We start from the raw sequence: 25,916 nt of genomic DNA, 5'->3' as shown, positions 1-25,916 counted from the left end.
CGCCCGGCCCCGGACGCCGCTTCGGCCGCGCGCCACCGGGGCTCGCGTGCGAGGCTCGGAACGCATGGTGGGCGATTGGACACGGCGGGCAGTCCGCGGGGCCGGGCGGCGGAAAGGGCGACACACCGTGGCGGTGTCTCACGAGGACGAGTCGGCCCCGTCGCCGGCCTGGGGCGAACGTGTGGTGACCGCGCTCGACAAGCGGCTGCCGGTCTCCTCCGCAGGCCGGGCGTTCCTGCGCAAGGCGTTCCCGGACCACTGGTCGTTCCTGCTCGGCGAGATCGCGCTGTACTGCCTCGTCGTGCTCGTCGTCACCGGCGTCTTCCTGACCTTCTTCTTCCATCCCGGCATGACCGAGGGCCCGTACACCGGCTCGTACCTGCCGCTGCGGGGCGTGCGGACGTCGGAGGCGTACGCCTCCGTGCTGGACATCAGTTTCGACGTGCGCGGCGGTCTGCTGACCCGGCAGATCCACCACTGGGCGGCGCTGGTCTTCGTGGCCGCGATCGGTGTCCACCTGCTGCGGATCTTCTTCACCGGGGCCTTCAGGCGGCCCCGTGAGGTGAACTGGACGATCGGCGTGACGCTGTTCCTGCTGGCCCTGCTGGAGGGGTTCTGCGGGTACTCGCTCCCCGACGACCTGCTGTCGGGCACCGGCCTGCGCACGACCCAGGGCATCATGCTGTCGATCCCGGTCGTCGGCACCTACCTGGCGTTCTTCGTCTTCGGCGGCCAGTTCCCCGGGCACGAGATCATCCCGCGCATGTACGTGGCGCACATCCTGCTGCTGCCCGGACTGCTGCTGGCCCTGGTCGTGGTCCACCTGGGCTTCGTCGTCTACCACAAGCACACCCACTGGGCCGCGCCCGGCCGCACCAACCGCAACGTGGCCGGCAAGCCCTTCGTCCCGCAGTACACCGCCAAGTCCGTCGGCCTGTTCTTCGTCGTGGCCGGGGTCCTCACCCTGATGGCGGCCCTGATGCAGATCAACCCGGTGTGGAGTTTCGGTCCCTACCGGGCCGACCAGGTGTCCATCGACGCCCAGCCCGACTGGTACGTGGGCTTCCTGGAGGGCGCGCTGCGGCTGATGCCCGGCGTGGAGACGGACCTCGCCGGACACACCATCGTGTGGGACGTCTTCCTGCCCGCCGTGGTCCTGCCCACCCTGCTCTTCGTGGTCCTCTACGGCTATCCGTTCTTCGAACGGTGGGTCACCGGACCCGGACCCGAGCAGCACCTGTGCGACCGGCCGCGCAACCAGCCCACGCGTGCCGCCCTGGGCGCGGCCGCCGTCTCCGCCTACGCGGTGCTGCTCCTGGCCGGCGGCCAGGACGTGTTCACCCATGTGTTCAAGGTGCCGTTGGAAGTCCTGACCTACGGCTTCCGCACGGCGCTGTTCGTGCTGCCCCTGGTCGCCTACCACGCCACGAAACGCGCGTGCCTGGGACTCCAGGCGGCCGACCGCCGACGGCTGCTGCACGGACGGACGGCCGGGGAGGTACGCCGGAACGCGGACGGCGGGTACCAGGAGGCGCGGACACTGCTGCCCGCGGCCGAGACGTACCGCATCGTCGTGCGCGACGAGCCGCGTCCCCTGGCGCACGGCACCGAGGCGTGGCGCTGGTTCCGCAGGCACCGCGTCCGCAACGCGCTGAGCCACTGGTACTTCGGCGAGCGGGTCGGGCTGCCCGTCACCGCGCGGCAGCGACAGCAGATCGACGTCGTACGGGCCGCGCCGGGCGAGGCCCGCGAGGCCGACGACGCATGAGCGAGGAGGTCCGGTCATGACGGACGACACCGGGGCACGGGCGGCCGCGACGGACGGGAACCTGCTGTCCGGCCCGCAGCCGGAGGTGGCGCGCGCCGCCGGGTATCCCGAAGCGCCGCCGCGCCTGGGCTTCTTCACGGACACGTCCGTGTGCATCGGCTGCAAGGCGTGCGAGGTCGCGTGCAAGGAGTGGAACGCGATCCCCGAGGACGGCCTGGAACTGACCGGCATGTCCTACGACAACACCCAGGGCCTCGGCGCCGACACCTGGCGGCACGTGGCCTTCGTCGAGCAGCGCAAGCCGCTGGGCGGGCAGGAACCCGGCGTCTCCCACGACCACGTCGACGTGTTCGCCGCCGCCCGCGGCCTGGGCACCTCCCCGTCCTCGCCCGGCCCGGGCGCCACCGCGCCCGCGCCCTCCGGCGCGCGGGCGCCCGCCGGGGCGCCGGCCGGGCAGGTCTCGCCCCTCGCGCCCGACGGACGCACCGAACTGCGCTGGCTGATGTCCTCGGACGTCTGCAAGCACTGCACCCACGCCGCGTGCCTCGACGTGTGCCCCACCGGCTCGCTGTTCCGCACCGAGTTCGGCACGGTCGTCGTCCAGGAGGACATCTGCAACGGCTGCGGCTACTGCGTACCCGCCTGTCCGTACGGCGTCATCGACCAGCGTCCCGACGACGGCCGGGTGTGGAAGTGCACGCTGTGCTACGACCGGCTCGGCGTCGGCATGGAACCCGCCTGCGCCAAGGCGTGTCCGACCGACTCCATCCAGTTCGGCCCGCTGGACGAGCTGCGGGAACGTGCCGCCGCCCGGGTCGCCCGGCTGCACGCGGCCGGGGTCACGGACGCGCGTCTGTACGGCGAGGACCCGGCGGACGGCGTCGGCGGGGACGGCGCGTTCTTCCTGCTGCTCGACGAACCGGAGGTGTACGGGCTGCCGCCCGACCCGGTGGTGACCACCCGTGATCTGCCCGCCATGTGGCGGCACGCCGCCGCGGCCGCGGCCGCGCTCGCCGTCCTGGCCGCCGCCGGTTTCGCCAGGAGGCCGCGATGAGCGAGTCCGACGTCACCCGTGACGGGATGGAGGGCGCCCGCCCCGGACGCGACGCCCTGACGGGCAGCCGGGCCGGGCGGCGCCGGCGGCGCCGCGGCCGGGGCGAGCGCGCGATGGTGCCCGACGCCGCGTTCTCCTCGTACTACGGCAAGCCGGTCCTGAACAAGCCGACGTGGAAGGCCCTGGACATCGCGGGCTACCTGTACCTCGGAGGTCTGGCCGGCGGGTCGTCGCTCCTGGCCGCGGGGGCCCACGTCACCGGCCGTCCCGCACTGGCCCGGACGGCGAAGTTCGGGGCGGCGGGCGGCATCACGCTCTCGCTGGCCGCCCTGGTGCACGACCTCGGCCGCCCCGCCCGGTTCCTCAACATGCTCCGCGTGTTCAAGCCCACCTCCCCGATGAGCGTCGGGTCGTGGCTGCTGACGGGTTACGCGCCGCTCACGATGGCCGCCGTGGCCGCCGACGTCACGGGCCGCTGCCGCCTGGCGGGTGCCGCCGCCACGGCGTCCGCCGCCGTGCTGGGCACGGCCGTCGCCACCTATACCGCCGTGCTGGTCTGCGACACCGCCGTGCCGTCCTGGCACGAGGGGTACCGGGAGATGCCGTTCGTCTTCGCCGGCTCCGGGGCCACCGCCGCGGCCGGCCTCGCCCTGGTGGGCGTACCGGTGCGGGAGACGGGGCCCGCGCGCCGGACGGCCGTTCTCGGCGCCGTGCTCGAACTCGGCTCGTTCCAGGTGATGAAGCGGCACATGGGCCTGGCGGCGGAGCCGTTCGAGAAGGGCAGACCGCACGGGCTGCTGCGCGCCGCCGAGATGCTCACGGCCGGGGGCGCGGCGCTGGCCGCCCTGGGGGCCGGACGCAGCCGGCCGGTCGCCGCGGTGGCGGGTGCCGCCCTGCTCGCCGGTTCCGCGGCGCTCCGGTTCGGCGTCTTCCACGCCGGGGTGGTTTCGGCCGAGGATCCCAAGTACACGGTGCTGCCGCAGCGGGAGCGCCTGGAGGCCCGGGAGCGGGCCGCGCTGCCCGACAGCACTCCCCCGGCCCCGTGAGCCGGCCCGCCGCGGCGCCGAGCCGCCGGGCGGTGGGCGTCCCGTCGGCCGAGGACCGGGACCTGGGCGGAACCGTCCTCAGGCAGGCGGAGCACCGCCCGGCACCGGCAGGGGCCGGCCGTCCGCAGCCCCGGCCAGCCGCTCCTCCCGGGTGACCCACGTCCAGGTCAGTACGGCGGCCGTGACACTCAACGGCAGCATCGCGACGATCATGGCGATGCCCTCGGCCGCGTGCCCGGCGGCGATGGTCCCGAGCACGGGCAGGTCGAGCAGCGGCGCCGTCAGGAACAGGTACAGGCACCGGCCCGGGGCGCTGAGCCGGTGCCGGGTGCGGGCCACGACGGGCACCCAGAACAGCACCGCTCCCGCCAGCAGGACCGGTTCCGTCACGAACGGCCCGGCCGGGGGCGCGAGGCCCACGAGGCCGCCGAGGACCGCCCAGGCGTGCAGCAGCACCAGCAGCGGGACGGCCACGCCCGGCGGCAGACTCACCCGTTCCCACAGCGGCGACCGGCGGGCGAGCCAGAGGGCGCCCGGCACCACCGCGGCCAGGGCGAAGCCGGACCAGGCCATCGCGGCCACGGACGACAGCGGGGCCGTGTGCGCCGAGTGGTCCATCGCGGTTCACTCCTCCCGGGCCGCGGTGCCCCGCACGAAGAGGGCCAGCGCCACGGCCAGCAGCGGTACGGCGAGGGCCAACAGCCACAGCCCGTACACGAAGACCAGCGCGGTCAGCACGCAGCCGAGCGCGGCGGGCAGCGCGGCACCGGCGCCCCGGTCCGGCAGCCGGTACCGGACGTGCTGCTCGGGTCCGGCACGGGAGGACACGAGCACGAGCAGGGCGGCCAGTTCCAGCCCGGCCACGGACGCGCCCCACAGCCAGTACGTCAGCGCGCTCTCGCCGTACAGCACCAGCACCGCCAGCAGAACGGCGTTGAGCCCGCCCCAGCCGGCCACGACCAGGAAGGCCGGATGGCGCTTCACGGCCGGCTCCCGTCGCCGGCGGCTTCCTCCTGCCGGCGCTGCCGCAGGTCCAGCAGGGGGGCGAAGCTGGGGATGGGCGGGACCGGGTGACCGGGGCCGAAGTTGTACCGGGGCGGCGGGGAGGTGGTGGCCCACTCCAGTGTGTGGGCGCCCCAGGGGTCGTCCGGCGCCGGTACGGCGCGGCCGCGGCCCCGTTGCCGCAGGGTCCACAGGACGTTCACGACGAAGACCACCGTGGCCGCGGCGAGGAAGGCCGCACCGATACTGGAGAGCAGGTTGAGCAGGCCGAAGCCGTCGAAGGCGGCGTAGGTCCACACGCGGCGCGGCATCCCCTCGTAGCCGAGGGCGAACATGGGCAGGAAGGTGAGGTTGGTGCCGAGGACGAGCAGCCAGAAGTGCAGGCGTCCGCCGCGGTCGCTCAGCATCACGCCGCTGACCTTCGGGAACCAGAAGTAGACCGCGGCGAACAGGCCGAACGCGCTGCCGGCGAACAGCACGTAGTGCAGGTGGGCCACGACGAAGTAGCTGTCGGTGACGTGGTAGTCGATGACCGGGGTGCCGACCATGATGCCGGTGAGTCCGCCGATGAGGAACTGCGGAACGAAGGCGAGGGCGAACAGCATCGGGGGCCGGAAGCGCAGCCGGCCGCCGGCGATGGTGCCCAGCATGCCGAAGTACTCCACACCGGCGGGCACCAGCAGCAGGATCGACGTCAGCGAGTAGTAGTCGTTGGCGGCCTGGCCGGTGGCGAACATGTGGTGACCCCAGACGCTCATGGACAGCGCGGCGAAGACCAGCAGGGACAGCACGGTGCCGCGGTAGCCGAAGAAGCGGCGCCCGGAGAAGACGGCCAGCACCTCGGCCACGGCGGCCAGGTACGGGAAGAACATCACGTACACCACGGGGTGGCCGTAGAACCAGAACAGGTGCTGGTAGCCGATGTTCCAGGCGTTGGAGGCGAACAGACCCGGGTCCGCGCGGCCCACGGCGAGCACGACGAGCGCGGCGAGCAGGGCGGGGAACGCGCCGATCACCATCAGGCAGGTGGCGGTCATCGACCAGGAGAACACCGGCATGCGCAGCATCGTCATCCCGTGCGTACGCTTGCGCAGCACCGTCCACAGCACGGCCCAGCCCATGAGGATCGTGCCGGTGACCGCGAGGAACACCCCGACGATCCACAGGTCCGAGCCGATGCCGGGCGAGTGGACGCTGTCCGCCATCGGGGGGTAGGAGAACCAGCCGTCGGCGTGCGCTCCGTTCGGCGTCGCGAAGCCCGCCAGCATGACGATGGCGCCGAACACGTAGAGCCAGTAGCCCAGAAGGGTGAGCTTCGGCAGGGCGATGCCGGGCGCGCCGATCTGCAACGGCACCAGATACACGCCCATGCCGAGGGCGAACGGGGTGAGCACCATGTAGATCATGCCGGAGCCGTGGATGGTGAACAGCTGGTTGTAGGTGTCCACGCCCACCAGTTCCTGCTCCGGCCGGGCCAGTTGGGCGCGCATGATCAGCGCCAGGATGCCGACGAGGACGAACAGCACCAGCGAGGTGCCGATGGTGAGCAGTCCGATCCGCTTGTGGTCGGTGCTGGTCACCCAGCCCGGCCAGCCGCCCGGCGCCACGGGCCCGCCCGCCCCGGCCTCCTCGGTGGCGGGCGGCGCCGACGTCACGCCGCCGCTCCCTGGCCGCCGCCGTGCAGCCACGTGTCGTACTCCCCCGGCGACACCGCCTTGAGCCAGAAGTGCATCGCGTAGTGCCGGTGCCCGCAGAACTCGGCGCACTTGCCCATCCAGCGGCCCTCCCGGTTCATGGTGAGGGTGAAGGTGTTGGTGTGGTCGGGGAAGGCGTCCATCTTGTACCGCAGGTCCGGCACCCACAGAGAATGGATGACGTCCCTCGCCGTCAGGTTCAGCCGGACGGGACGTCCGGTCGGCACCACCAGGGTCGGCAGATCGTCGCCCCGGCAGGTTCCCGAGACGCTGCGCCGCTCGGCGGCCTGGGGGTAGCGAAACGTCCAGCACCACTGGAATCCGGTGACGTCGACGCGTACCGCGGGGCGCTCGGCCGACTGGTGCTCACGGTGGTTCTGCCAGGCCGTCCACGCCACCAGGAACACGGCGAAGGCACCCAGCACGGCGACGTAGTACGTCTCCAGACGCGGGCGTTCGGCGCGCTGCGAGGGGTCCACCGGCCGGCCGGCCCGCCGCCGGAGCACCGCGTAGCCGAACACCGCCAGCACCGCGAGGAACACCACGCTCGCGATGACCGTCTCCAGCGCGAACACCTGGCCGAAGATGTGCCGCTGTCTCACCGTGCCGTCCTTCCCTCCTAGACGGCCGCGCCGGGTCGATCCGGTCCGTCCGGACGTGTCAACCCGGCCGCTGGGAGGAGACCCGCGTCAGCCGTCCGCTCACTCCGGCCCTCGGGCCGGGACCGGGGCCATGCGGACATTACGGGCAGGCCGGACAGTCCGCGAGCGGACACACCGCAGGACGAAGCGCACCCCTGCCTGCCCGGCTCCTCCGCCGCGCACCCCGCCCGCGAGTGGTTCGGATCCGTCGTGCCCTCGCCTGGCACGACCGGCACCGGCGTCAGGCACGCAGGGAGCAGCCGGAGCCGTGAGCCGGCCGCTTCCGGCTCCGGCGCGCGGTCGCCGGCCGGGACGAGGAGGTTCACCGTTCCGGGTGCCGTTTCGCGTATGCCGTGGCGTGCACCGAGCGTCGGCGGCGGCGTGGCTGCTTGGGTGAAGGACGACAACGCACGGTCAGTGAGTCACGTCCGGAGGAGACACCATGTCGCAGATCGCCGAAGCGCCGCCTGCGGGTCTCGTGCCCGAGCACTGGGACGCCGTGGTGCGTGAGGTGGTCCAGCCGCTCGCCGAGGAGGTCGACCGCGCCGGCGTCTTCCCGCGGACCGGTGTCCGCACCCTGGCGGAGGCGGGGGTGCTCGGTCTGCTGAGCTCCCCCGCGCACGGCGGAGCGGGCGGGGACCTGCGGCAGGCCGCGGCGGTCGTCGGCAGGCTGGCGGGGGTCTGCGGGTCCACGGCCATGGTGGTGCTGATGCACTACGCGGCCGTGACCGTCATCGAGGCCCACGGCGACGACGAGGTTCGGCGCGCGATCGCGACGGGACACCACCTGACCACGCTCGCGTTCTCCGAGCACGGCTCGCGCAGCCACTTCTGGGCCCCCGTCGGCACCGCCGTCCCCGACGGCGCGGGAGCCGTACGGCTGGACGCCCGCAAGTCATGGGTCACCTCGGCCGGCGAGGCGGACAGCTACGTGTGGTCGAGCAGGCCCCTGGACGCGGCGGCGGGCGGCATGAGCCTGTGGCTGCTGCCCGCCGGCAGCCCGGGACTGGAGGTCCGCGGTGACTACGACGGGTTCGGACTGCGCGGCAACGCCTCCAGCCCGGTCACCGCGGAGGGCGTACGGGTACCGCGCCGGGCCGCGCTCGGCCCCGACGGCGAGGGCCTGGCCATCGCCCTCGGCGTGGTGCTGCCCTGCTTCCTGACGCTCAGCGCCGCCTTCTCCCTCGGGGTGGCGGACACGCTGCTGGAGATGACCGCGCGGCACCTGCGGGAGACCCGCCTGGAGCACCTGGGCGAGTCCCTGGCGCACCAGCCGGTGGCCCGGCGCGACTACGCGGCCCTGCGGCTGCGCGCCGACGCCGCCCGCGCTCTGCTCGACGACGCCCTCACCGCCGTGGAGACCGGGCGTTCCGACGCGATGCTTCAGGTGCTCCAGGTCAAGGCGCTCGCCGCGGAGACGGCGGCCGACACGGCGGACGGCGCGATGCGCCTGTGCGGCGGTTCGGCGTTCCGCCGGGAGCTGGGGGTGGAGCGCCGGTTCCGGGACGCGCTCGCGGCGCGGGTGATGGCACCGACCACCGAGGCGCTGTACGACTTCTGCGGCCGTGCCGGCCTCGGTCTGCCGCTGTTCGAGGAGGCGAGGTGAGCGGGATCGTGCTGGGGGCCGTCGCGTACGACCCGAAAGTGGTGACGATCTGGTCCGGCTTCCGGGAGTGGCTGCTCGGGCGGGGGCTGGACTTCGACTTCGTGCTCTACAGCCACTACGAACGGCAGGCCGAGGACCTGGCCGGCGGCCGGATCGACGTGGCCTGGCACTCGCCGCTGGCCTGGCTGCGCACCCGCCGGCTCGCCGCGGCGGCGGGCGTACGGGTCGAGCCGCTCGTCATGCGCGACACCGACCGGGACCTGACCTCGGTCGTCGTGGTGCGCGCGGACGGGCCGGTCCGCTCCGTGGCCGACCTCAAGGGCGAGACGGTGGCCGTCGGCGCGGTGGACTCCCCGCAGGCGACGCTGCTCCCGCTGCGGCACCTGCGCGAGCAGGGCCTGGTGGCGGGCGTCGACTTCGACGTCAGACGCCACGACGTCGGGGTCGGCCTGCACGGCGACCACGTCGGCGGGGAGCGGGAGGCGGTACGCGCCCTGATGGCGGGCGAAGCGGCGGCCGCCTGCGTCGTCGACTCCCATCACCTCCTGTTCGGCGAGGAGGGCGTCCTGCCGCCGGGCTCCACCCGCCTGCTGAGCCGGACCCCGCCCTACGACCACTGCGTCCTGGCGTCCGGACCCTCGCTCGGCGCGGCGCCGGCCCGCCGGCTGACGGAGTCGCTGCTGTCCATGTCCTATGCCGACCCGGAGGTGCGCCACCTGCTCGACCTGGAGGGGCTGACCCGGTGGCTGCCGGGGCGCGAGAGCGGTTACGCGCAGTTGTCCGCCGCCGTGGACGACACGGGTTTCTACGACGCCGGGGGCCGGGTCACCGCCGTCGGGTACCGGCCGTGACCTCGCACGGCACACCGCCCGGCGCGGCGGCGGTCGACCTGGGCGACCTGCCTCTGGAAGGCGGCGCCCGGCTGCTGCTGCGCAGGGCCCTGGACCGGGTGCCCGCGGGCGGCGAGGTGGCGGTCGCCGGCCGCGACCCGGCACTCGTGGTGCACCTGACCGCGTGGTGCCGCCGCGAGGGGCACACCGTCCGTCCCGCGGAGCCCGGTGACGCTCCGGTCCGGGCCCGGGTCCGCCGGAGCGGCACCGCGGCGGCGCGCTGGGCGGGCGCCGAGCGCGCCGGCGGCCCCGGGCCCGGCCGGGCGGCCGGGCGGGCCGAGCCGCACTGGGGGCTGGCCGCGCGGGGCGCGCTGGTCGAGGCCGGCGGCCCCGAGGTGTTCTTCCCCGTCACCGACCGGGACGTGGTCTGGAGCGACCTGGCACCGCGGCTGTACCGGCAGGCCGCCGCCGCCCAGTGGGACCCGTGGACCGCGGTGCCCTGGGACGCGCCCTTCACCCTGCCGGACGAGGTGGAGGCCGCCGTCGTGCAGGTGATGACGTACCTCGTCGAGAACGAACAGGCCGCCCTGGTCGTGCCCGCCCGGCTGCTCGTCCAGGTGCATCCCCACTTCCGCGAGGTGCTGCAACTGCTCGCCGTGCAGGCCGCCGACGAGGCCCGGCACGTGGAGGTCTTCACCCGGCGGGCCCTGCTCAGGGGCGACGTCATGGGCACCTCCTCGGTGGGCGGACGGGCCTCCCTGACGACCCTGCTCGCCGAACCGGACTTCTCCCTCGCCTCCTTCCTGCTGTCGGTGCTCGGGGAAGGCAGCTTCCTCAGCCTGCTGGCGTTCCTGGAGCGGCACGCTCCCGATCCGGTGACCCGGCGGATCAGTCACCTGGTACGGCAGGACGAGAGCCGGCACGTCGCCTTCGGGGTGGGCCACCTGGAGCACCGCGCGAAGAGCGATCCCCGGCTGCGCGGCCGGCTGCGGGCCGCCGTCGAACGCCGCCACGACGCGCTCGCCGGCACCGCCGGGCTCAATCAGGACGTGTCCGACGCGCTGGTCCTGCTGGCCGCCGGATCGTGGGCTCCCGAGGCGCTCGCGGGCGGCTGGCAGGCGGTGCGGCGGTTGCGGGCGGACATGGACGAGGGCAGGCGCCATCGCCTGGCACGCCTGGGCTTCCCCGACGACGAGGCCGCCGAGCTGTCCCTCCTCCACACCCGCAACTTCATGTGAGTGCGCGTCCGCACCCGGTCTGCCCACGGCTCGGCCGGAGGTGGCGCCCTGATGCGCCGGGCCGCGCGGTCGCGGCGCGGCTGACGCGGCACGGTGGGCCCGCGGCGTCCGGAGATGCCGAACGCGCGCGGTGGAGGCAGGATCTTCAAGAGGCACGGTGAGCACGTCGTCCCTGCGGCACCGGGAGACGGCCGGTGCCCTCGGTGCCGCTGCGGCCGGGGACCGGCGGACCGGGGAACCCACGGCGGCGTCGAGCACGACGGGAAAGGCGGACGTGATGGGGGTACGCACCTGGATCGGCTCCTGGCCGGTGTACCGCCAGCTCACGGGGACGGACCCCCTGGGGCGCGGTGCCGCGGCCAAGAGCGGCACCAGCGCACGGCTCACTCCCCGCGTGGCGTCCGCGGACCGGGTCGTGAAGTCGGTCTGCCCCTACTGCGCGGTGGGCTGCGGCCAGAACGTCTACGTCGAGGACGACCGCGTCACCCAGATCGAGGGCGACCCCGACTCGCCGATCTCGCGCGGCCGGCTGTGCCCGAAGGGCGCGGCCAGCCTCCAGCTCACCACCGGCGGCGCCCGGGAACACCACGTCCTCTACCGCCGTCCGCACGGCACCGAGTGGGAGCGCCTGGAGCTGCACACGGCGATGGACATGATCGCCGACCGGGTGATCGCGGCCCGCCGCGCCGGCTGGCAGTGGGAGGTCGACCAGGCCCGCACCCGGCGCACCCTCGGCATCGCCAGCCTGGGCGGCGCCACGCTGGACAACGAGGAGAACTACCTGATCAAGAAGCTGTTCACCGCCCTGGGAGCGGTGCAGATCGAGAACCAGGCACGTATTTGACACTCCTCCACCGTTCCCAGTCTGGGGACCTCGTTCGGCCGCGGCGGCGCGACCACCTTCCAGCAGGACCTGCAGAACTCGGACTGCATCGTCATCCAGGGCTCGAACATGGCCGAGTGCCATCCGGTCGGGTTCCAGTGGGTGATGGAGGCGAAGGCCCGCGGCGCGAAGGTGATCCACGTCGATCCGCGGTTCACCCGCACGAGCGCGCTGGCCGACGTGCACGTGCCCTTGCGCGCGGGCTCGGACATCGCCTTCCTCGGCGGGATCGTCAACTACGTGCTGCGCAACGACAAGTACTTCCGTGACTACGTCGTCGCGTACACCAACGGGCCCGACATCCTGCGGGAGGACTACCGCGACACCGAAGACCTCGACGGCGTCTTCTCCGGCCTCGACCGCGACAGCCGCAGTTACGACAACAGCAGCTGGCAGTACGAGGGGACGGAGGTCCAGGCGGCGTCGGGCGAGCGCGACCAGGAGTACGAGGAGCGCACCGGGGGCGGCGCCTCGGTGGCGGACGCCGCGGGCGGCGAGTCCCACGGCTCCGGCGGTCCCGCCATCCCGGAGGGCGAGCCCGAGCGGGACGAGACGCTGACCCATCCGCGCTGCGTCTTCCAGGTGCTGAAGCGGCACTACGCGCGCTACACACCGGAGAGGGTGGAGCAGATCTGCGGGGTGCCGCAGGATCTCTTCCGGCAGGTGTGCGAGCTGGTCACGGAGAACTCCGGACGCGAGCGGACCACCGCGTTCGCCTACGCGGTCGGCTGGACACAGCACACGGTGGGCGTGCAGTACATCCGTGCCGCCTGCATCCTGCAGAGCCTGCTGGGCAACATCGGACGGCCCGGCGGCGGCATCCTGGCCCTGCGCGGACACGCCTCCATCCAGGGCTCCACGGACATCCCCACCCTGTTCAACCTGCTGCCGGGCTACATCCCGATGCCGCACGCGCACCAGCAGGAGGACCTGGACTCCTTCGTGGCGGGCGAGGCGGCCCAGAAGGGCTACTGGGGCAACATGCGCGCCTACCTGGTCAGCCTGCTGAAGGCGTACTGGGGCGGGGCCGCCACCGAGGACAACGACTTCTGCTTCGACTACCTGCCGCGGCTGACGGGGTCGCACTCCACCTACGAGACGGTCATGGCCCAGTTGGAGGGCACCTGCAAGGGCTACTTCCTCATCGGCGAGAACCCCGCGGTCGGCTCCGCCAACGCCAAGATGCAGCGGCTCGGCATGGCCCGGCTGGACTGGCTCGTCGTACGGGACTTCTCCCTGATCGAGTCGGCCACCTGGTGGAGGGACGGCCCGGAAATCGAAACGGGCGAGCTGCGCACCGAGGACATCGGCACCGAGGTGTTCTTCCTGCCGGCCGCCGCGCACACGGAGAAGGACGGCAGCTTCACCAACACCCAGCGTCTGCTGCAATGGCACCACCAGGCGGTCCCACCGCCCGGCGAGGCCCGCAGCGACCTGTGGTTCACCTACCACCTGGGCAGGATCATCCGGGAGAAGCTCGCCGCGTCCACCGACGAGATGGACCGGCCGCTGCTGGACCTGACGTGGGACTACCCGACCAAGGGCGAACACGCCGAACCCGAGGCGGAAGCCGTCCTCGCCGAGATCAACGGTTACGACGCCGAGGGCAGTCCGCTGGCCTCGTACGAACAGCTCAACGCCGACGGCTCCACCGCGTGCGGCTGCTGGATCTACTGCGGGGTCTACACCGACGGCGTCAACCAGGCCGCCCGCCGCAGACCGGGCAAGGAGCAGAACTGGGTGGCCAACGAGTGGGGCTGGGCCTGGCCCGCCAACCGCCGCATCCTGTACAACCGGGCGTCGGCCGACCCCGACGGCCGGCCCTGGAGCGCACGCAAGTCCCTGGTGTGGTGGGACGCGGACGAGGGCGTGTGGACCGGCCACGACATCCCGGACTTCAAGAAGGACACGGCACCCGATCACGAGCCCCCGCCGGACGCGACCGGCCCCGAGGCGCTGACCGGGACGGACGCCTTCATCATGCAGGCGGACGGCAAGGCATGGCTGTACGTCCCGTCCGGTCTCACCGACGGACCCCTGCCCACGCACTACGAGCCGCAGGACTCGCCGTTCCCGAACCTGCTCCACACCCAGCAGCGCAACCCCGTACGCCAGTTGCTGACCCCGCACCCCGACAACCGCTACCAGCCCAGCGGCCGGGAACCCGGCTCGCAGGTGTTCCCCTACGTCGCCACCACCTACCGGCTCACCGAGCACCACACCGCGGGCGGCATGTCCCGCTGGCAGCCGTACCTCGCCGAGCTCCAGCCGGAGTTCTTCTGCGAGGTCTCCCCCGAGCTGGCCGCCGAGCGCGGGCTGGAGCACACCGGCTGGGCGACGATCGTCACCGCCCGCGGCGTGGTGGAGGCCCGGGTGCTGGTCACCGACCGCATGACCCCGCTCACCGTGCAGGGCCGCCGGCTGCACCAGGTGGGCATGCCCTACCACTGGGGCCCGAACGGCTACAGCACGGGGGACGCGGCCAACGAACTGCTGCACATGTCCCTCGACCCCAACACGCACATCCAGGAGACCAAGGCGTTCGCCGTCGACATCCGGCCCGGGCGCCGGCCCCGGGGACCGGCCGCCACGGAACTCGTGCGGGCCTACCGGGCACGGGCCGGTATCGACGAGGACACCGGCACCGCACCCTGAGCGTGCGGGGGCGGGATCACCTGAGGACGAGGGAGTGCTCGCCCCGGGCCACCAGCTCCCCCACCACCGGTGCGCCCGGCACCTCTCCCGCCACCAGCAGACCGCCGGAGGTCTGGGCGTCCGCCAGCAGGAACCGGGTGTCGGCGTCGGTGCCGCCGAAGTCGGTGAACGGCGCCACCCACTCCAGGTTGCGCCGGGTCCCACCGCTGACGAACCCGTCCCGTACCGCCTCCCGCGCCCCGTCGAGGTACGGCACGGCGGCGGTGTCGATCACGGCCGTCACCTGCGAGGCCCGCGCCAGCTTGTGCAGATGGCCGAGCAGGCCGAACCCGGTGATGTCGGTGGCGCAGACGGCGCCGGCCGCGAGAGCCGCCACCGACGCGTCCCGGTTGAGTGCCGCCATCGTGGCCACCGCCTGTTCGAACCGCTCGCCGGTCGCCTTGTGGCGGTTGTTGAGGACGCCCAGACCGAGCGGTTTGGTGAGCGACAGCGGCAGGCCCGGCCGGCCGGCGTCGTTGCGCAGCAGCCGAGCCGGGTCGGCCACCCCGGTGACGGCCATCCCGTACTTGGGTTCGGGGTCGTCCACGCTGTGCCCGCCGCCCACGTGACAGCCGGCCTCGGCGGCGATGTCCAGCCCGCCGCGCAGCACCTCGCGGGCGAGGTCCCACGGCAGCACCTCGCGCGGCCACGTCAGGAGGTTGACGGCGACGATCGGCCGGCCGCCCATCGCGTACACGTCCGACAGGGCGTTGGCCGCGGCGATGCGGCCCCAGTCGTAGGGGTCGTCCACGACCGGGGTGAAGAAGTCGGCGGTCGCCACCACGGCCTGGGCCGGGACGCCGGCCGCGGCGGGCAGGGTGACGACGGCGGCGTCGTCACCGGTGTCCAGGCCGACGAGGAGCGTCGTGTCCGCCGCGGCCGTCTGGGGCCGCAGGAGGCCGCCGAGCACGTCCTCCAGCTCACCCGGCGGGATCTTGCAGGCGCAGCCTCCGCCGTGCGCGTACTGGGTGAGCCGTACGGGTGTCTCGCGGATGGTCGTCATGCCTGGCCCTTCCGAGGGGTCGGTTCGGTCGTCGGCGGGCTCCGGCGCGCCGGTGGCCCGGGCGGGAGAGGGAGGCGTGCGGGTGCCCGGTGGCCCTCCCGGTGCTCACGACCGGGGTGTCCGGGGTTCCCGGGCCGGCGGGTTCGCTTCCCGTCCGCCCCCGCCCCCGCCTCCGCTTCCCGCGGTGTCCCGGCAGCGCCGGTGCCGGTCGTCCACGCGCTCGGTGTGTCCCCGCCGGTCCAGCAGTTCCAGCAGGGGCACGGCCACCCTGCGGGTGGTGTCGAGGGCGCGGCGCGCCTCGCTCAGCGTGAACGGCTGGGGCAGGGAGCGCAGCACGGCGGCGGCGCTGGCGTCCGCGCCGGGCAGCAGCACGATGCCCTCGGCCACCCGGAGCAGCGCGCCGGCCGTGACAGCGGCCGCCAACGGCTTGCGCGTGAGCCCGAGTCCGGCCAGCCGGCCGGCCTCGGGCGCACGGAACGGCGTCCGGCGCAGCTCCTCCGCCAGGGCGTCGACGGCCCGCCGGACCGGCGGCGGCAGCGACGGCCGTGTCTCGCCGGGGCCGTACAGGCGCCCTTGACGGTGGTGCAGTACGGCCGTGCCGGGTGTGTCGGCGAGGGCCTGGACGAGGGACCGGTCCGGCAGGCCGAGCAGGTGTCTGGCCGCTTCGGTGGGCAGGCCGGGGTCCAGTGGCTGCCGCTCCGCGTGCCGCGCCGCTTCGGCCGCCAGCCGTTCGCGCAGTACGGCCCAGTGCTCCGGGTCGGCGAGCCAGTCGCCGGTGACGGGCGGGCCGGGAGCGGCGACCCCCATGGCTTCCAGGTCCGGCCGGCGGACGAGCCGGCGTCGCCGCAGTTCGGCGGCGCCGTCCGGCCGGCCGGTCATGGCCGTCAGCTCGGCCGCCCTGGCGCGGGCCGCTCCGCGCCGCGTCAGCCGTGGCGGTGCCACGTCCAGCACGGTCAGACCGCACGGCGTGCGCCGTCCGCCCGGTTCGCGCAGGACGGCCCGGTCGCCGACCCGCAGCGGCAGCCCACGGGTCAGGGTCAGCCGGGCGGTGTCCTCGCCCAGCGGCCGGACGGTCACCGGCACCGCGGCGGTCCCGATGTGCAGGGTGACCGTCCGCGGCAGCTCCGCCGCCGGCGTTCCGTGCACCCGGACGTCGGTCACGGTGGCCGGCCGCCAGCGGCCGGGGGTGAGCAGCACCCCGCCCCGGCCGAGCGCGGTGCCGGCGCCGCCGTGGACGTTGGCCGCCACCCGTGCCACGCCGCTGACCGACGACCGCGCCTGGTGCAGGCACTGCAGTCCGCGCACCCGCAGCGCACCGGCGCCGTCACCCGTCTCGAGCCGGTCGCCGACGCGCAGGGTGCCCGCCCCCAGGGTGCCGGTGACGACCGTGCCGTGGCCGCGCACGGTGAAGGCGCGGTCCAGCCACAGCCGTACGTCGGCGTCGGCCGGCGGATCAGGCAACGCGGCGCTCAGCCGGGCCAGTTCGCGGCGCAGCTCGTCGAGTCCCGTGCCCGTCACCGCGCTCACCGCGACGGACGGGACGGTGCCGAGGGAGGTGGCGGCCAGCCGTTCGACGGCGTCCGCGCGGACCGGTCCGGGGTCCGCCAGGTCGCTGCGGGTCACGGCGAGCACGGCGTGCCGGACCCCGAGCGCGTCCAGGATCTCCAGGTGTTCCTGGGACTGCCGCTGCCATCCCTGGTCGGCGGCGACCACGAAGAGCACGCCGGGCACCGGGCCGACGCCCGCCAGCATGGTGGAGACGAACCGCTCGTGGCCGGGCACGTCGACGAAGGCGAGGTGTCCGTCGCCGGCACCGCCCGGGGGGTCCGGCTCCAGCCGGGTCCAGACGAAGCCGAGGTCGAGCGTCAGGCCGCGGCGCCGCTCCTCCTCGTAGCGGTCGGGTTCCATGCCCGTCAGCGCGCGTACCAGGGCGGACTTGCCGTGGTCGACGTGCCCGGCGGTGGCCAGCACCCGCATCCGCCCTACCTCTCCCCGAGCCGTACGGAGCGCACGGCCGCGGCCAGCCGCCGGTCGTCCCCGGCTGGCACCGCCGCCAGGTCCAGCAGGCAGCGTCCCCCGTCCAGCCGTCCGACCACGGGAACGCGCCCCGCGCGCAGTGCGGCGCCGTACGGTTCCGGCAGGGACACGGCGGCGCTCGGCAGGGTCACACCGGGCGCTCCGCCTCCGCCCACGGTGGCCCGGCTCCCGACCGCCCGGGCGTCGATGCCGTCCACCCGCAACGCGCCGGCCAGCCGTTCGGCGCGGTCGGACAGCTCTCCGGGGTCGGCGGCCAGCGCCCGTTCGGTCGGCGTCGGCGGACCCGTCAACGTGGCCTCCAGCGCGGCCAAGGTCATTTTGTCGACCCGGAGGGCACGGGCGAGCGGATGCCGGGCCATGGTGCGGACCAGGTCCTCCCGGCCGAGGACGAGTCCGCACTGGGGTCCGCCCAGCAGCTTGTCGCCGCTGGCGGTGACGAGCGCGGCGCCGGCTTCCAGTTGGGTCCGCGCGTCCGGTTCCTCGGGCAGCCGGGGGTGCGGGGCCGGCAGACCCGATCCGATGTCGGCGACCACCGGGACACCGAGCGGGGCCAGTTCGGCGACATCCGCGGCGCGGGTGAACCCGGTGACGCGGAAGTTGGAGGGATGCACCTTGAGGATGAGGGCCGTCTCGGGGCCGATGGCCGTGGCGTAGTCCTCCGCGGTCGTGCGGTTGGTGGTGCCCACCTCGCGCAGCCGCGCCCCGGTGGAGACCAGGAGGTCCGGCAGCCGGAAGCCGTCCCCGATCTCCACCAGCTCGCCGCGGCTGACCAGGATCTCCTTCCGCGCGGCCAGCGCGGTGGCGGCGAGGACCAGCGCGGCTGCTCCGTTGTTGACGACGTGCACCGCGGCGGCGGCCGGCACCCGGGCGAGGAGCGCGGCCAGCGCGGTCCGGCCGCGGCGGGCCCGTGCCCCGGTGGTCAGGTCGAGTTCGACGTCGGTGGGACCGGCGGCTTCCTGTACCGCCCGCCGGGCGGCGGCGGACAGCGGCGCCCGGCCGAGATTGGTGTGGAGCAGGACCCCGGTGGCGTTGATCACCGGGTGCAGGCCGCTCGCCGTCCGCGGCAGGAGGGTGAGCGCCGCGTCCGTCACCTGTTCCGGCCTCAGCACGCCTTCCCTGGCCTGTTGCTGTGCCTGGCGGACCGCCGCCTTGACCCGCTCCGGCCCGAGCCGGTCCGCCGCGTCCCGCAGACCGGGCTCACGCAACAGCGCGTCGGTGCGTGGGATCCGTCGCCGCACGTCCGGTACGGCGCTCGCCTCCTCGCCCGCCGCGGCAGCACCGCCGGCGCCCCGTTCCGCGCTCCCGCCGCTCCGCTCGGCCGTACCCCGCTGTCCCACGCGTTCCCTCCGCTCCGGCCCGGCTCCCGCTGTCCGGGAACACGCATCGTTCCCCCAGCGGAGCCGGCGGTTCCCGGGACACGCCGGGCGGAGCCGAGAGGGACGAGACCGCGTCGGCCGTCTGGGGAACGTGGCGCTGCCGGTTGCGCGCCGGGCAAGACGCGGTGGTCACCGGGAACGGGCTCCACCGGGCGGGATGCGGACTGCCCGGTGGAGTCCGGCCGCTACCGCGTCAGCAGTTTCTCCAGGACGTCCGCCCCCTTGACCGCGCCGCCCGCCCCGCGCACGATCCGGCTCAGGGCCGCCGCCCGGGGGCGGCAGGACCGGACGTCCCGGACGGCGTCGCGCAGGCCCTGCACGGTCGGCTCGGCGAGCGTCCTGCCGACCCGCAGCTCCTCCGCCCGGCGGGCGACCGCCCGCTGTTCCGGGATCTGCGGCACCGCCACGAAGGGCACCCCGTGGTAGAGGGACTCCATCGCCGAGTTCATCCCGGCGTGGCTCAGGAACACCTCGGTGTGGCGCAGCACCGCCACCTGCGGCACGTGCGCGTGCACCTCGACGTTGGCCGGGACCGGGCCCAGCGACTCCGGGTCCAGCCCGCCCACCGCCATGACGACCTGCCAGTCGCTGTCCCCGAACGCCTCGACGCAGGTCCGGTAGAACTCGGGCCGGTCGTTGAAGACGGTTCCCAGCGATATCAGCAGCACCGGGGCCTGCGACCGCGGGCTCCACTCCTCGGCGGTCTGCCGGCTGCTCAGCGACGGCCCGACGAAGTGGAAGCGCTCGTCGAAGGTCTCCCCCGACGGCTGGAACTCGCGGGGGATGAACACCAGGCTCGTCGGGGCCACGTGGCCGAACATCAGGTTCGGGTCCTCCAGGAAGGTGTGGCCCTGCGCGAACTTCCCCATGTCCTGGATCGCGGCCACCAGCCGGGGGTTGGTGTGGTCGAAGCCGGCCGGCAGGTACACTTGGGCCGCCGAGAAGGAATCGTTCTCCGCGAAGGTCGGCACCAGGGAGACCTCCCGCACCCCGAGCAGGTTCGCCAGCATCCTCCCGGTGAAGGTCACCGAGTCGTAGCACACCGCGTCCGGCGGGTCGGCCGAGAAGTGCTCGGCCAGGACGGGGAAGGAGGCACGCGCGTCGTCGAGGTAGTACTCCATCGTCACGGCGAGCTGTTCCGCCGTGAACTCGCCCCGCGCCGCCATGTCGGGCGGTAGCCGCGAGGGCAGGGTCACCGGGATCGCCCCGGCGGCCACGGGGCCGTCCATGGTGGCCGGTCCCGTGGCGTAGCCGACCCGGTGGCCGCGCCGGACCAGCTCTTCGACCAGCGGCAGGGTCGGGTTCACATGCCCGGACGCGGGCGCGCTGACGAAGGCGAAATGGGCCATCAGCTCTCCTCCTCCAGGATGACCGGCAGGGTCTTGTGTCCGTTGGTGAAGAAGGAGCCCAGCGGCTCCAGTTCGGACGACGGGACGGCCAGCCGCAGCCGGGGGAACCGGGAGAACAGCGCGGACAGCGCCGTCGTCGCCTCCAGCTTCGCCAGGGGGCTGCCGAGGCAGTAGTGCACGCCGTGCCCGAAGGTGAGGTGGTCGGCCCGCGACGGCCGGGTGACGGAGAAGTCCTCCGCGTCGGCCCCGTGCTGCGCCGGGTCGCGGCCGGCCGCGCCGTAGGACAGCAGGATCGCCTCGCCCTCGCGGATGTGCACACCGTCCACGGAGACGTCCTCCACGGCGTACCGCAGCGGCAGGTTCGGCACCGGCGCCTGCCAGCGCAGGGTCTCGTCCACCACGTCCTCCCACGTGCTGGTCCCGGACCGGACCAGGGCGAGCTGGGAGGGGTGCGTGGCCAGCGCGTGGACGGCGTGGTGGAGCAGGTTGACGGTCGTCTCGAAGCCGGCGGAGATGGTCAGCAGCAGGGTGTCCAGCAGTTCCCGCTCGGACAGCCGGGTGCCGTCCGCCTCCTGGGCGGCGATCAGGTCGCTGGTCATGTCGTCGCCGGGGTCGCGCCGTTTGGCGGCCGCGAGGTCCTTGAGCAGCATGTACAGCTCGCCGGAGGCGGCCTGCACGCCCGCCGGGTCCGCGTCGAGGCTGAACACCGCGTCCACCAGCCGCCGCAGCTCCGCGCCGGTCTGCGCGGTCACCCCGAACAAGCCGGTGATGACCTGGATCGGCAGCGGGAACGCGAACCGTGCGCGCAGGTCGACCGCCTGCCCCGGCGGCACCGTGGCCAGGTCGGCGATCAGGCCGGCCGTGATCTCCTCGACGCGCGGCCGCATCGCTTCGATACGGCGCGGGGTGAACGCCTTGGCCACCAGGCTGCGCAGCCTGGTGTGGTCGGCCCCGTAGGCGGTGAACATGTTCTGCATCGCGACCCACATGATCAGCGGCCAGTCCGGCGGGATGTCGCCGTCGCGCCACATGGGCCAGTGCTTGTTCGCGTCCTTGGAGACCCTCGGGTCGAGCAGCAGCTTCTTCGCCAGGTCGTGCCCGGTGACGGCCCAGGCCGACACGCCGCCGGGCAGTTCGACGGGCGTGGCCGGGCCGCGCTCGCGCAGGGCGGCGGCCTCGCCGAAGATGTCGCCGCCCGAGGGGTCGATGACGTACGCCTCGGCGGGCGGGGCCGCCTGCGCGCGCACCGGCTCGGTGAAGGTGGTGGCCGTACGGGGCTTGGGCGGCTCGGTGACCTCCAGCAGGGACGCGGTGAACCGCGAGCCCATGCCGAGGCCGATCGACATGATGGTGTCGCCGGGCTTGAGGGTCTCGTCGTGCAGCAGGTGGTCCATGCCGAGCAGTTGGTCGCACGGCCCGACGTGGCCGAGTTCGCGCAGCATCGGCCAGGTGGTGCGGCCCAGGTCGATGCCGAGCGGCTCCAGCACGACGACCTCCAGTTGGGCCAGGCCCAGACCGGTGACGACGAACCGGGTGATGTCGGCGACGCTGACGCCGGCCTCCTTGGCGGCCTGCTCGACCGCGGTGACCAGTGCCCCGCTCATCAGCGTCAGATACGGGGCCAGGCCGGTGACCTCGATCGGCGTACGGTTGCGATGGCCCGCGGGGTCCGGGATCGTCGGGGTGGCGAGGACCTCCATCTGGGTCGCGGAGCTGTTGGCGGTCGCGACCAGCCGCGCCCGGCCGCCCTCGCGGTTGAGCACGGCCGCGACCGCGCCGTCGGCCAGGAAGATCCCGACGGTGGGCTGCCAGCGTTCCCACCGCGGCGGCAGGAACCGGGCGGTGGCCGTGACCAGGGTCGCGGTCGCGGCCGGGTCGGCCACCAGGTGCGCGGCGGCGGACTGCAGCGCGGCCGAGCCGCCGTTGCTGGTCGCCTCGACCTCGTAGACGAGAGCGTGGCCGAGGCCGAGGACGCGCTGCAGGTGGCAGGAGGACGCCATGTGGTCCTGGTGGTCCATCTGGGCGTAGGCGGCCATGGAGATGTCGGCGCCGCTGAGGCCGGACTCGCGCAGCGCCCCGATCGCCGCGTGCACGGCCATCGCGTGCTCGGTGACGTCGTCGGAGCGGGTGAACGACACGAAGTCCGACAGCGCGAGCAGCCGCCGCATGGTCTCGGTGTCCGGCACGGCCTGCGTCGCGGGCGTGCGGGGCGGCAGATACCGCCCCGTTCCGCCGATGTAGACGTTGTCCCAGATCATGCTTCGTCCTTTCCCCTGAGTGCGGACAGCCCGGCCCCGTATCCGCTGAAGTCGAGGAGCCACGTGCTGATGGCCAGCGCCGTGGCCGCGGAGTGCTCCTCCAGTACGGTGAAGTGGTCGCCCGGGACCGTGAGCACCTCCTGGGCGGTGGTGGACAGCCGGGGCCACGAGCGCTTCCCGGTCTGCACCAGCAGCACCGGCGCGGTGACGGGCTCCGGGGCGCCGGCCAGGTCGAGGTAGCGGCCCATGGCCACCAGCCGGTCGTCGTCGACCGGCTGGACCTGGTGGCCGGCGTCGAGCATGCCGGTGAGCACACCCGGCAGGTCGTCGGGGTAGCCGTCGATCAGCACCACGGCGCTGGGCCGGGCCCCCCGCCGTTCCAGTTCCCCGGCGGTCGCCAGCGCCAGCCACGCGCCCACCGAACGGCCGACCAGCACCGGCGCGGCGACGGCCGACGCGGCCTCGGCGAGTGCCTGGACCAGAACGTCGGCGTCGGCGGGCAGCGGGTCGCCGGCGAAGCCGGGCAGGTTGAGCGCCGTGACGTCGCGGGCGGCCTCCAGCGCGGCGGCGAACCGCCCGTACTCCTCGATGCCGCCGGATGCCAGCGCGGACGGCAGGCAGACCAGCGACGGCTGGAGGAAGCCGGCCGCGAGGGCGACCGTCTCGGCCTTGGGCGCGTCGGTGGCCGGGCTCAGCCGGGACGCCGTGGCCAGCAGGTCGAGGCCGTCCTGCGCGCGGCCGACGTCCACGGCCTTGCGCAGCAGGCGCTCCATCGGCCCGGCGACCCGGTTCTCCGGCGAGCACAGCTGCCCGTAGAGGTGGTTGACGAGCTGTTCGGGCGTCGGGAAGTCGAAGACGAGGGTCGCCGGGAGCTGGAGCCCGGTGGCCCCGTTGAGCCGGTTGCGCAGCTCGATGGCGGTCAGCGAGTCGACGCCGTGGTCGCGGAACAGCCGACGCGGGTCGTCGATCCCGCCGGGGGCCATCCCGAGGATGCTCGCGCTGTGCGTGACGACCAGGTCGAGCAGCAGGGCGCGCTGCTCGGGCTCGGGCAGGGCTTCCAGCCTGGCCCGCAGGTCGCCGGGGCCGGCCGCCGGGGCCGGTGTGCGCCGCGGCCGGGCGAGTCCGCGCAGCAGCGCGGGCGGGGTGTCGATCGCCGCGAGGTCGAGGCGGACCGGCACCAGCGCCGGGCGTTCGCCGGCCAGGGCGGTGTCGAACAGGTCGAGGGCCTGCCCGGTGGCCAGCGGCAGCATCCCGGTCCTGGCCAGCCGGCGGTGGTCGGCCTCGGTCAGGTTCCCGGTGATGCCGCTGGACTCGGCCCACTGGCCCCAGGCCAGGGAGGCGGCCGGCAGACCGTGCGCGTGCCGGTGCTCGGCGAGCGCGTCGAGGAACGCGTTCGCGGCGGCGTAGTTGGCCTGCCCGGGGGCGCCGAACACCCCGGACGCCGAGGAGAACAGCACGAACGCCCGCAGGTCCAGGTGCTCGGTGGCCTCGTGCAGGTGCCACGCGGCGTCGGCCTTCGAGCGCAGCACCGTGTCGATCTGCTCCGGTGTCATCGATCCGACCACGGCGTCGTCGACGACCCCGGCGGCGTGCACGACGACCCGCAGGTCGGGGATCGAGGCGACGAGGTCCCTCAGTGCCGCGCGGTCACCGGCGTCGCAGGCGACCACGGTGAGGGCGGCGCCCAGCTCCTGCCGGAGCCCGGGCGGCTCGACGCCGCGGCGGCCGGCGAGCACCACGTGCCGGGCGCCGTGCCGGGCGACCAGGTGCCGGGCGACCAGCACGCCGAGGGTGCCGGTGCCGCCGGTGATCAGCACGGTGCCGTCCAGCGGCCCGGCCGGGGCGGCCGGGGCGGCCGGGGCGGCCCTCACCAGCCTCGGCACGAGGGCGGTTCCGTCGCGCAGCCGGACCTCGGGCTCGCCGTCGCGCACGGCGGCGCGCACCGCGGCGGGGACCGCCCGTCGTGAGGCGGCCGTGCCGTCGTGCCGTACGGTCAGGATCCGCCCGGGGTTCTCGGTGTGCGCGCTGCGCAGGAAGCCGCGGGCGGCGGCCGAGGCCAGGTCGTCGCCGGTGAGGACCACGAGCCGGGCCGGCGTATCGGTGGCCAGGAACTCCCGGACCCTGCCGAGCAGTTCCCGGGTCACCGCGTGGACGGCCGCGACCGGTTCGCCCGCGCCGGCGACCTCGTGGAGGACCGTCTCGGTGTCCGGGCCGTCCGGTGCCGCCATCGGGGTCCAGTCGACGGCGAACAGGGTGTTCGGCCGGCGCCCGGCCCCGGGACCCGCCGCTTCGACGGGCCGCAGGACGATCTCGTCGATGCTCACGACCGGCGTCCCGGCGGTGTCGGTGATCCGCACCGCGCAGGTGTCCGGCCCGGTCGGGTGCAGCACCACGCGGGCCGTCGCGGCCGACCCGGTGACGGACACACCGGAGAACGAGAAGGGCAGCCGAGCCGGGCTGCCGCCGGCACCGTCGTCCTCGGCCGCGAGGCCGGCGAGCAGGGTCAGCGGCTGTATGGCGGCGTCCAGGAGCGCGGGGTGGACGCGGTAGCCGGTGACCTGCGCGGGGTCCGCCGGGAAGCTCACCTCGGCGTGCAGGTCCTCGCCGTGCCGCCGGATGCCGGTGAGGCCCTGGAAGGTCGGCCCGTAGTCGTAGCCGGCTTCGGCGAGCCGGTCGTAGAACGAGCCGATGTCGACCGGCGCGGCCTCGCTGTCGTCCGCCCCGGATACGGTCGTCCGGTCGGCCGGTGTCGCCCGGTCCACCGGCGGACCGAGCACGCCGGTCGCGTGGCGGGTCCACTCGTCGGGTTCGGCGGAGGTGCGGGAGTGGACGGTGACGGGCCGGCGTCCGGTGTCGTCGGGCGCGCCGACGGTGACCTGCACGTGCACCCCGTCGGGCTCGGACAGCACGAGCGGCGCCTCCAGGACCAGTTCGGACAGGACGGGGCTGGCCGTGTGCTCGCCGGCGTGGACGGCCATGTCCACGAACGCCATCGCGGGCAGCAGCGTCGAACCGAGCACGGTGTGCTCGGCCAGCCACGGGTGGACGGACGCGGAGAGCTTCCCGGTCAGCACCACGCCCTGCCCGTCGGGGAGCCTCACCAGGGTCCGCAGCAGCGGGTGGTCGGGCGTGTCGAGGCCCTCCGCCGGGGTGGTGGGCTGGAGCCAGTAGTGCTGGTGCTGGAACGGATACGAGGGCACCCGCGCGTCCGCCCTGGCCGCCGTCGTGGTGGGTGGCATCCAGCCGGCTGCCCCGTCCGCCCACAACCGGCCCAGCCCCGCCAGCACCTGCTCCGGAGAATCACCGCCACGCCGCATCAGCCCATTGGCCACCAGCAGCGGATGCGGGCCCACCTCCACGAACCCCGTAACCCCCTGGCCCGCCAGCCACTCCACGGCACCGGCGAACCGGACCGGCTCCCGCACCTGCCGCACCCA

17 protein-coding genes are annotated in these 25,916 nt (G+C 74.2%); 7 read left to right on the top strand and 10 right to left on the bottom strand.

All coding sequences use genetic code 11. The annotated features are described in order from the left end of the window. The first annotated feature begins 64 nt into the window (after window positions 1-64). Genes ACH4OA_RS23620 through nrfD form a run of 3 tightly spaced genes read left to right on the top strand, consistent with a single transcriptional unit; the run spans window position 65 to window position 3,868 of the window. Window positions 65-1,768 (top strand): cytochrome bc complex cytochrome b subunit, encoded by a 1,704-nt coding sequence (locus ACH4OA_RS23620; protein WP_397970619.1) that lies wholly within the window; start codon window positions 65-67, stop codon window positions 1,766-1,768. Between the two features lie 16 nt (window positions 1,769-1,784). After that, a complete protein-coding gene (locus ACH4OA_RS23615; RefSeq protein WP_397970617.1) occupies window positions 1,785-2,822 on the top strand; it encodes a 4Fe-4S dicluster domain-containing protein in 1,038 nt (345 codons plus the stop codon). Then, window positions 2,819-3,868: an NrfD/PsrC family molybdoenzyme membrane anchor subunit gene (nrfD, locus tag ACH4OA_RS23610; protein WP_397970615.1), complete on the top strand. Its 1,050-nt coding sequence runs from the start codon at window positions 2,819-2,821 to the stop codon at window positions 3,866-3,868. Before ACH4OA_RS23615 ends, nrfD begins: the two co-directional genes overlap by 4 nt. A gap of 78 nt (window positions 3,869-3,946) precedes the next feature. On the opposite strand, the gene ACH4OA_RS23605 is transcribed toward nrfD, so the two are convergent. The 4 genes from ACH4OA_RS23605 to coxB are packed head-to-tail and all read right to left on the bottom strand — an operon-like array spanning window position 3,947 to window position 7,166. After that, window positions 3,947-4,486, bottom strand: a complete 540-nt coding sequence (locus ACH4OA_RS23605; protein WP_397970612.1) for a hypothetical protein — start codon at window positions 4,484-4,486, stop codon at window positions 3,947-3,949. Between the two features lie 6 nt (window positions 4,487-4,492). After that, window positions 4,493-4,852: a hypothetical protein gene (locus ACH4OA_RS23600; RefSeq protein ID WP_397970610.1), complete on the bottom strand. Its 360-nt coding sequence runs from the start codon at window positions 4,850-4,852 to the stop codon at window positions 4,493-4,495. Then, window positions 4,849-6,525: a cbb3-type cytochrome c oxidase subunit I gene (locus ACH4OA_RS23595; protein WP_397970608.1), complete on the bottom strand. Its 1,677-nt coding sequence runs from the start codon at window positions 6,523-6,525 to the stop codon at window positions 4,849-4,851. Before ACH4OA_RS23595 ends, ACH4OA_RS23600 begins: the two co-directional genes overlap by 4 nt. After that, a complete protein-coding gene (gene coxB, locus ACH4OA_RS23590; protein WP_397970606.1) occupies window positions 6,522-7,166 on the bottom strand; it encodes a cytochrome c oxidase subunit II in 645 nt (214 codons plus the stop codon). The genes ACH4OA_RS23595 and coxB overlap by 4 nt, the downstream gene beginning before the upstream one ends. Window positions 7,167-7,647: 481 nt before the next feature. Here coxB and ACH4OA_RS23585 point away from each other — a divergent pair, with 481 nt between their 5' ends. From ACH4OA_RS23585 to fdh, 4 genes are all read left to right on the top strand, one after another. Then, window positions 7,648-8,811: an acyl-CoA dehydrogenase family protein gene (locus tag ACH4OA_RS23585; RefSeq protein ID WP_397970604.1), complete on the top strand. Its 1,164-nt coding sequence runs from the start codon at window positions 7,648-7,650 to the stop codon at window positions 8,809-8,811. Further along, window positions 8,808-9,662, top strand: coding sequence for a phosphate/phosphite/phosphonate ABC transporter substrate-binding protein (locus ACH4OA_RS23580; RefSeq protein WP_397970601.1), 855 nt, complete (start codon window positions 8,808-8,810; stop codon window positions 9,660-9,662). Before ACH4OA_RS23585 ends, ACH4OA_RS23580 begins: the two co-directional genes overlap by 4 nt. Further along, window positions 9,659-10,879, top strand: a complete 1,221-nt coding sequence (locus tag ACH4OA_RS23575) for a ferritin-like domain-containing protein (RefSeq protein WP_397970599.1) — start codon at window positions 9,659-9,661, stop codon at window positions 10,877-10,879. Before ACH4OA_RS23580 ends, ACH4OA_RS23575 begins: the two co-directional genes overlap by 4 nt. 277 nt (window positions 10,880-11,156) lie before the next feature. Continuing rightward, window positions 11,157-14,417 carry a formate dehydrogenase gene (fdh, locus tag ACH4OA_RS23570; protein ID WP_397970924.1) on the top strand — a complete coding sequence of 1,087 codons (3,261 nt, stop codon included), beginning with the start codon at window positions 11,157-11,159 and terminating at the stop codon, window positions 14,415-14,417. A 16-nt stretch (window positions 14,418-14,433) separates the two neighbouring features. Here the strand turns inward: fdh and selD are convergent, their stop codons facing one another. The 6 genes from selD to ACH4OA_RS23540 all read right to left on the bottom strand — a co-directional run. After that, a complete protein-coding gene (selD, locus tag ACH4OA_RS23565; RefSeq protein ID WP_397970596.1) occupies window positions 14,434-15,459 on the bottom strand; it encodes a selenide, water dikinase SelD in 1,026 nt (341 codons plus the stop codon). 105 nt (window positions 15,460-15,564) lie between these two features. Next, complete coding sequence (locus tag ACH4OA_RS23560; RefSeq protein WP_397970594.1) at window positions 15,565-17,436, bottom strand: SelB C-terminal domain-containing protein; 1,872 nt, start codon at window positions 17,434-17,436, stop codon at window positions 15,565-15,567. A 5-nt stretch (window positions 17,437-17,441) separates the two neighbouring features. After that, window positions 17,442-18,833: an L-seryl-tRNA(Sec) selenium transferase gene (selA, locus tag ACH4OA_RS23555; RefSeq protein WP_397970591.1), complete on the bottom strand. Its 1,392-nt coding sequence runs from the start codon at window positions 18,831-18,833 to the stop codon at window positions 17,442-17,444. Window positions 18,834-19,057: 224 nt separating this feature from the next. Continuing rightward, entirely contained in the window at window positions 19,058-20,221 is a 1,164-nt protein-coding gene (locus ACH4OA_RS23550; RefSeq protein WP_397970589.1) for a macrolide family glycosyltransferase, read from the bottom strand. Then, window positions 20,221-22,479, bottom strand: a complete 2,259-nt coding sequence (locus ACH4OA_RS23545; protein ID WP_397970586.1) for a cytochrome P450 — start codon at window positions 22,477-22,479, stop codon at window positions 20,221-20,223. The genes ACH4OA_RS23550 and ACH4OA_RS23545 overlap by 1 nt, the downstream gene beginning before the upstream one ends. Beyond that, window positions 22,476-25,916: type I polyketide synthase (locus ACH4OA_RS23540; protein WP_397970584.1), on the bottom strand; the 3,441-nt coding region annotated here is incomplete at its 5' end. The genes ACH4OA_RS23545 and ACH4OA_RS23540, both read right to left, overlap by 4 nt.

This window comes from Streptomyces sp. NPDC017095 (assembly GCF_044332325.1).
Lineage (GTDB): Bacteria > Actinomycetota > Actinomycetes > Streptomycetales > Streptomycetaceae > Streptomyces.
Note: the sequence above shows the minus strand (reverse complement) of the source record. Positions and strands in the feature narration are given on the sequence as shown.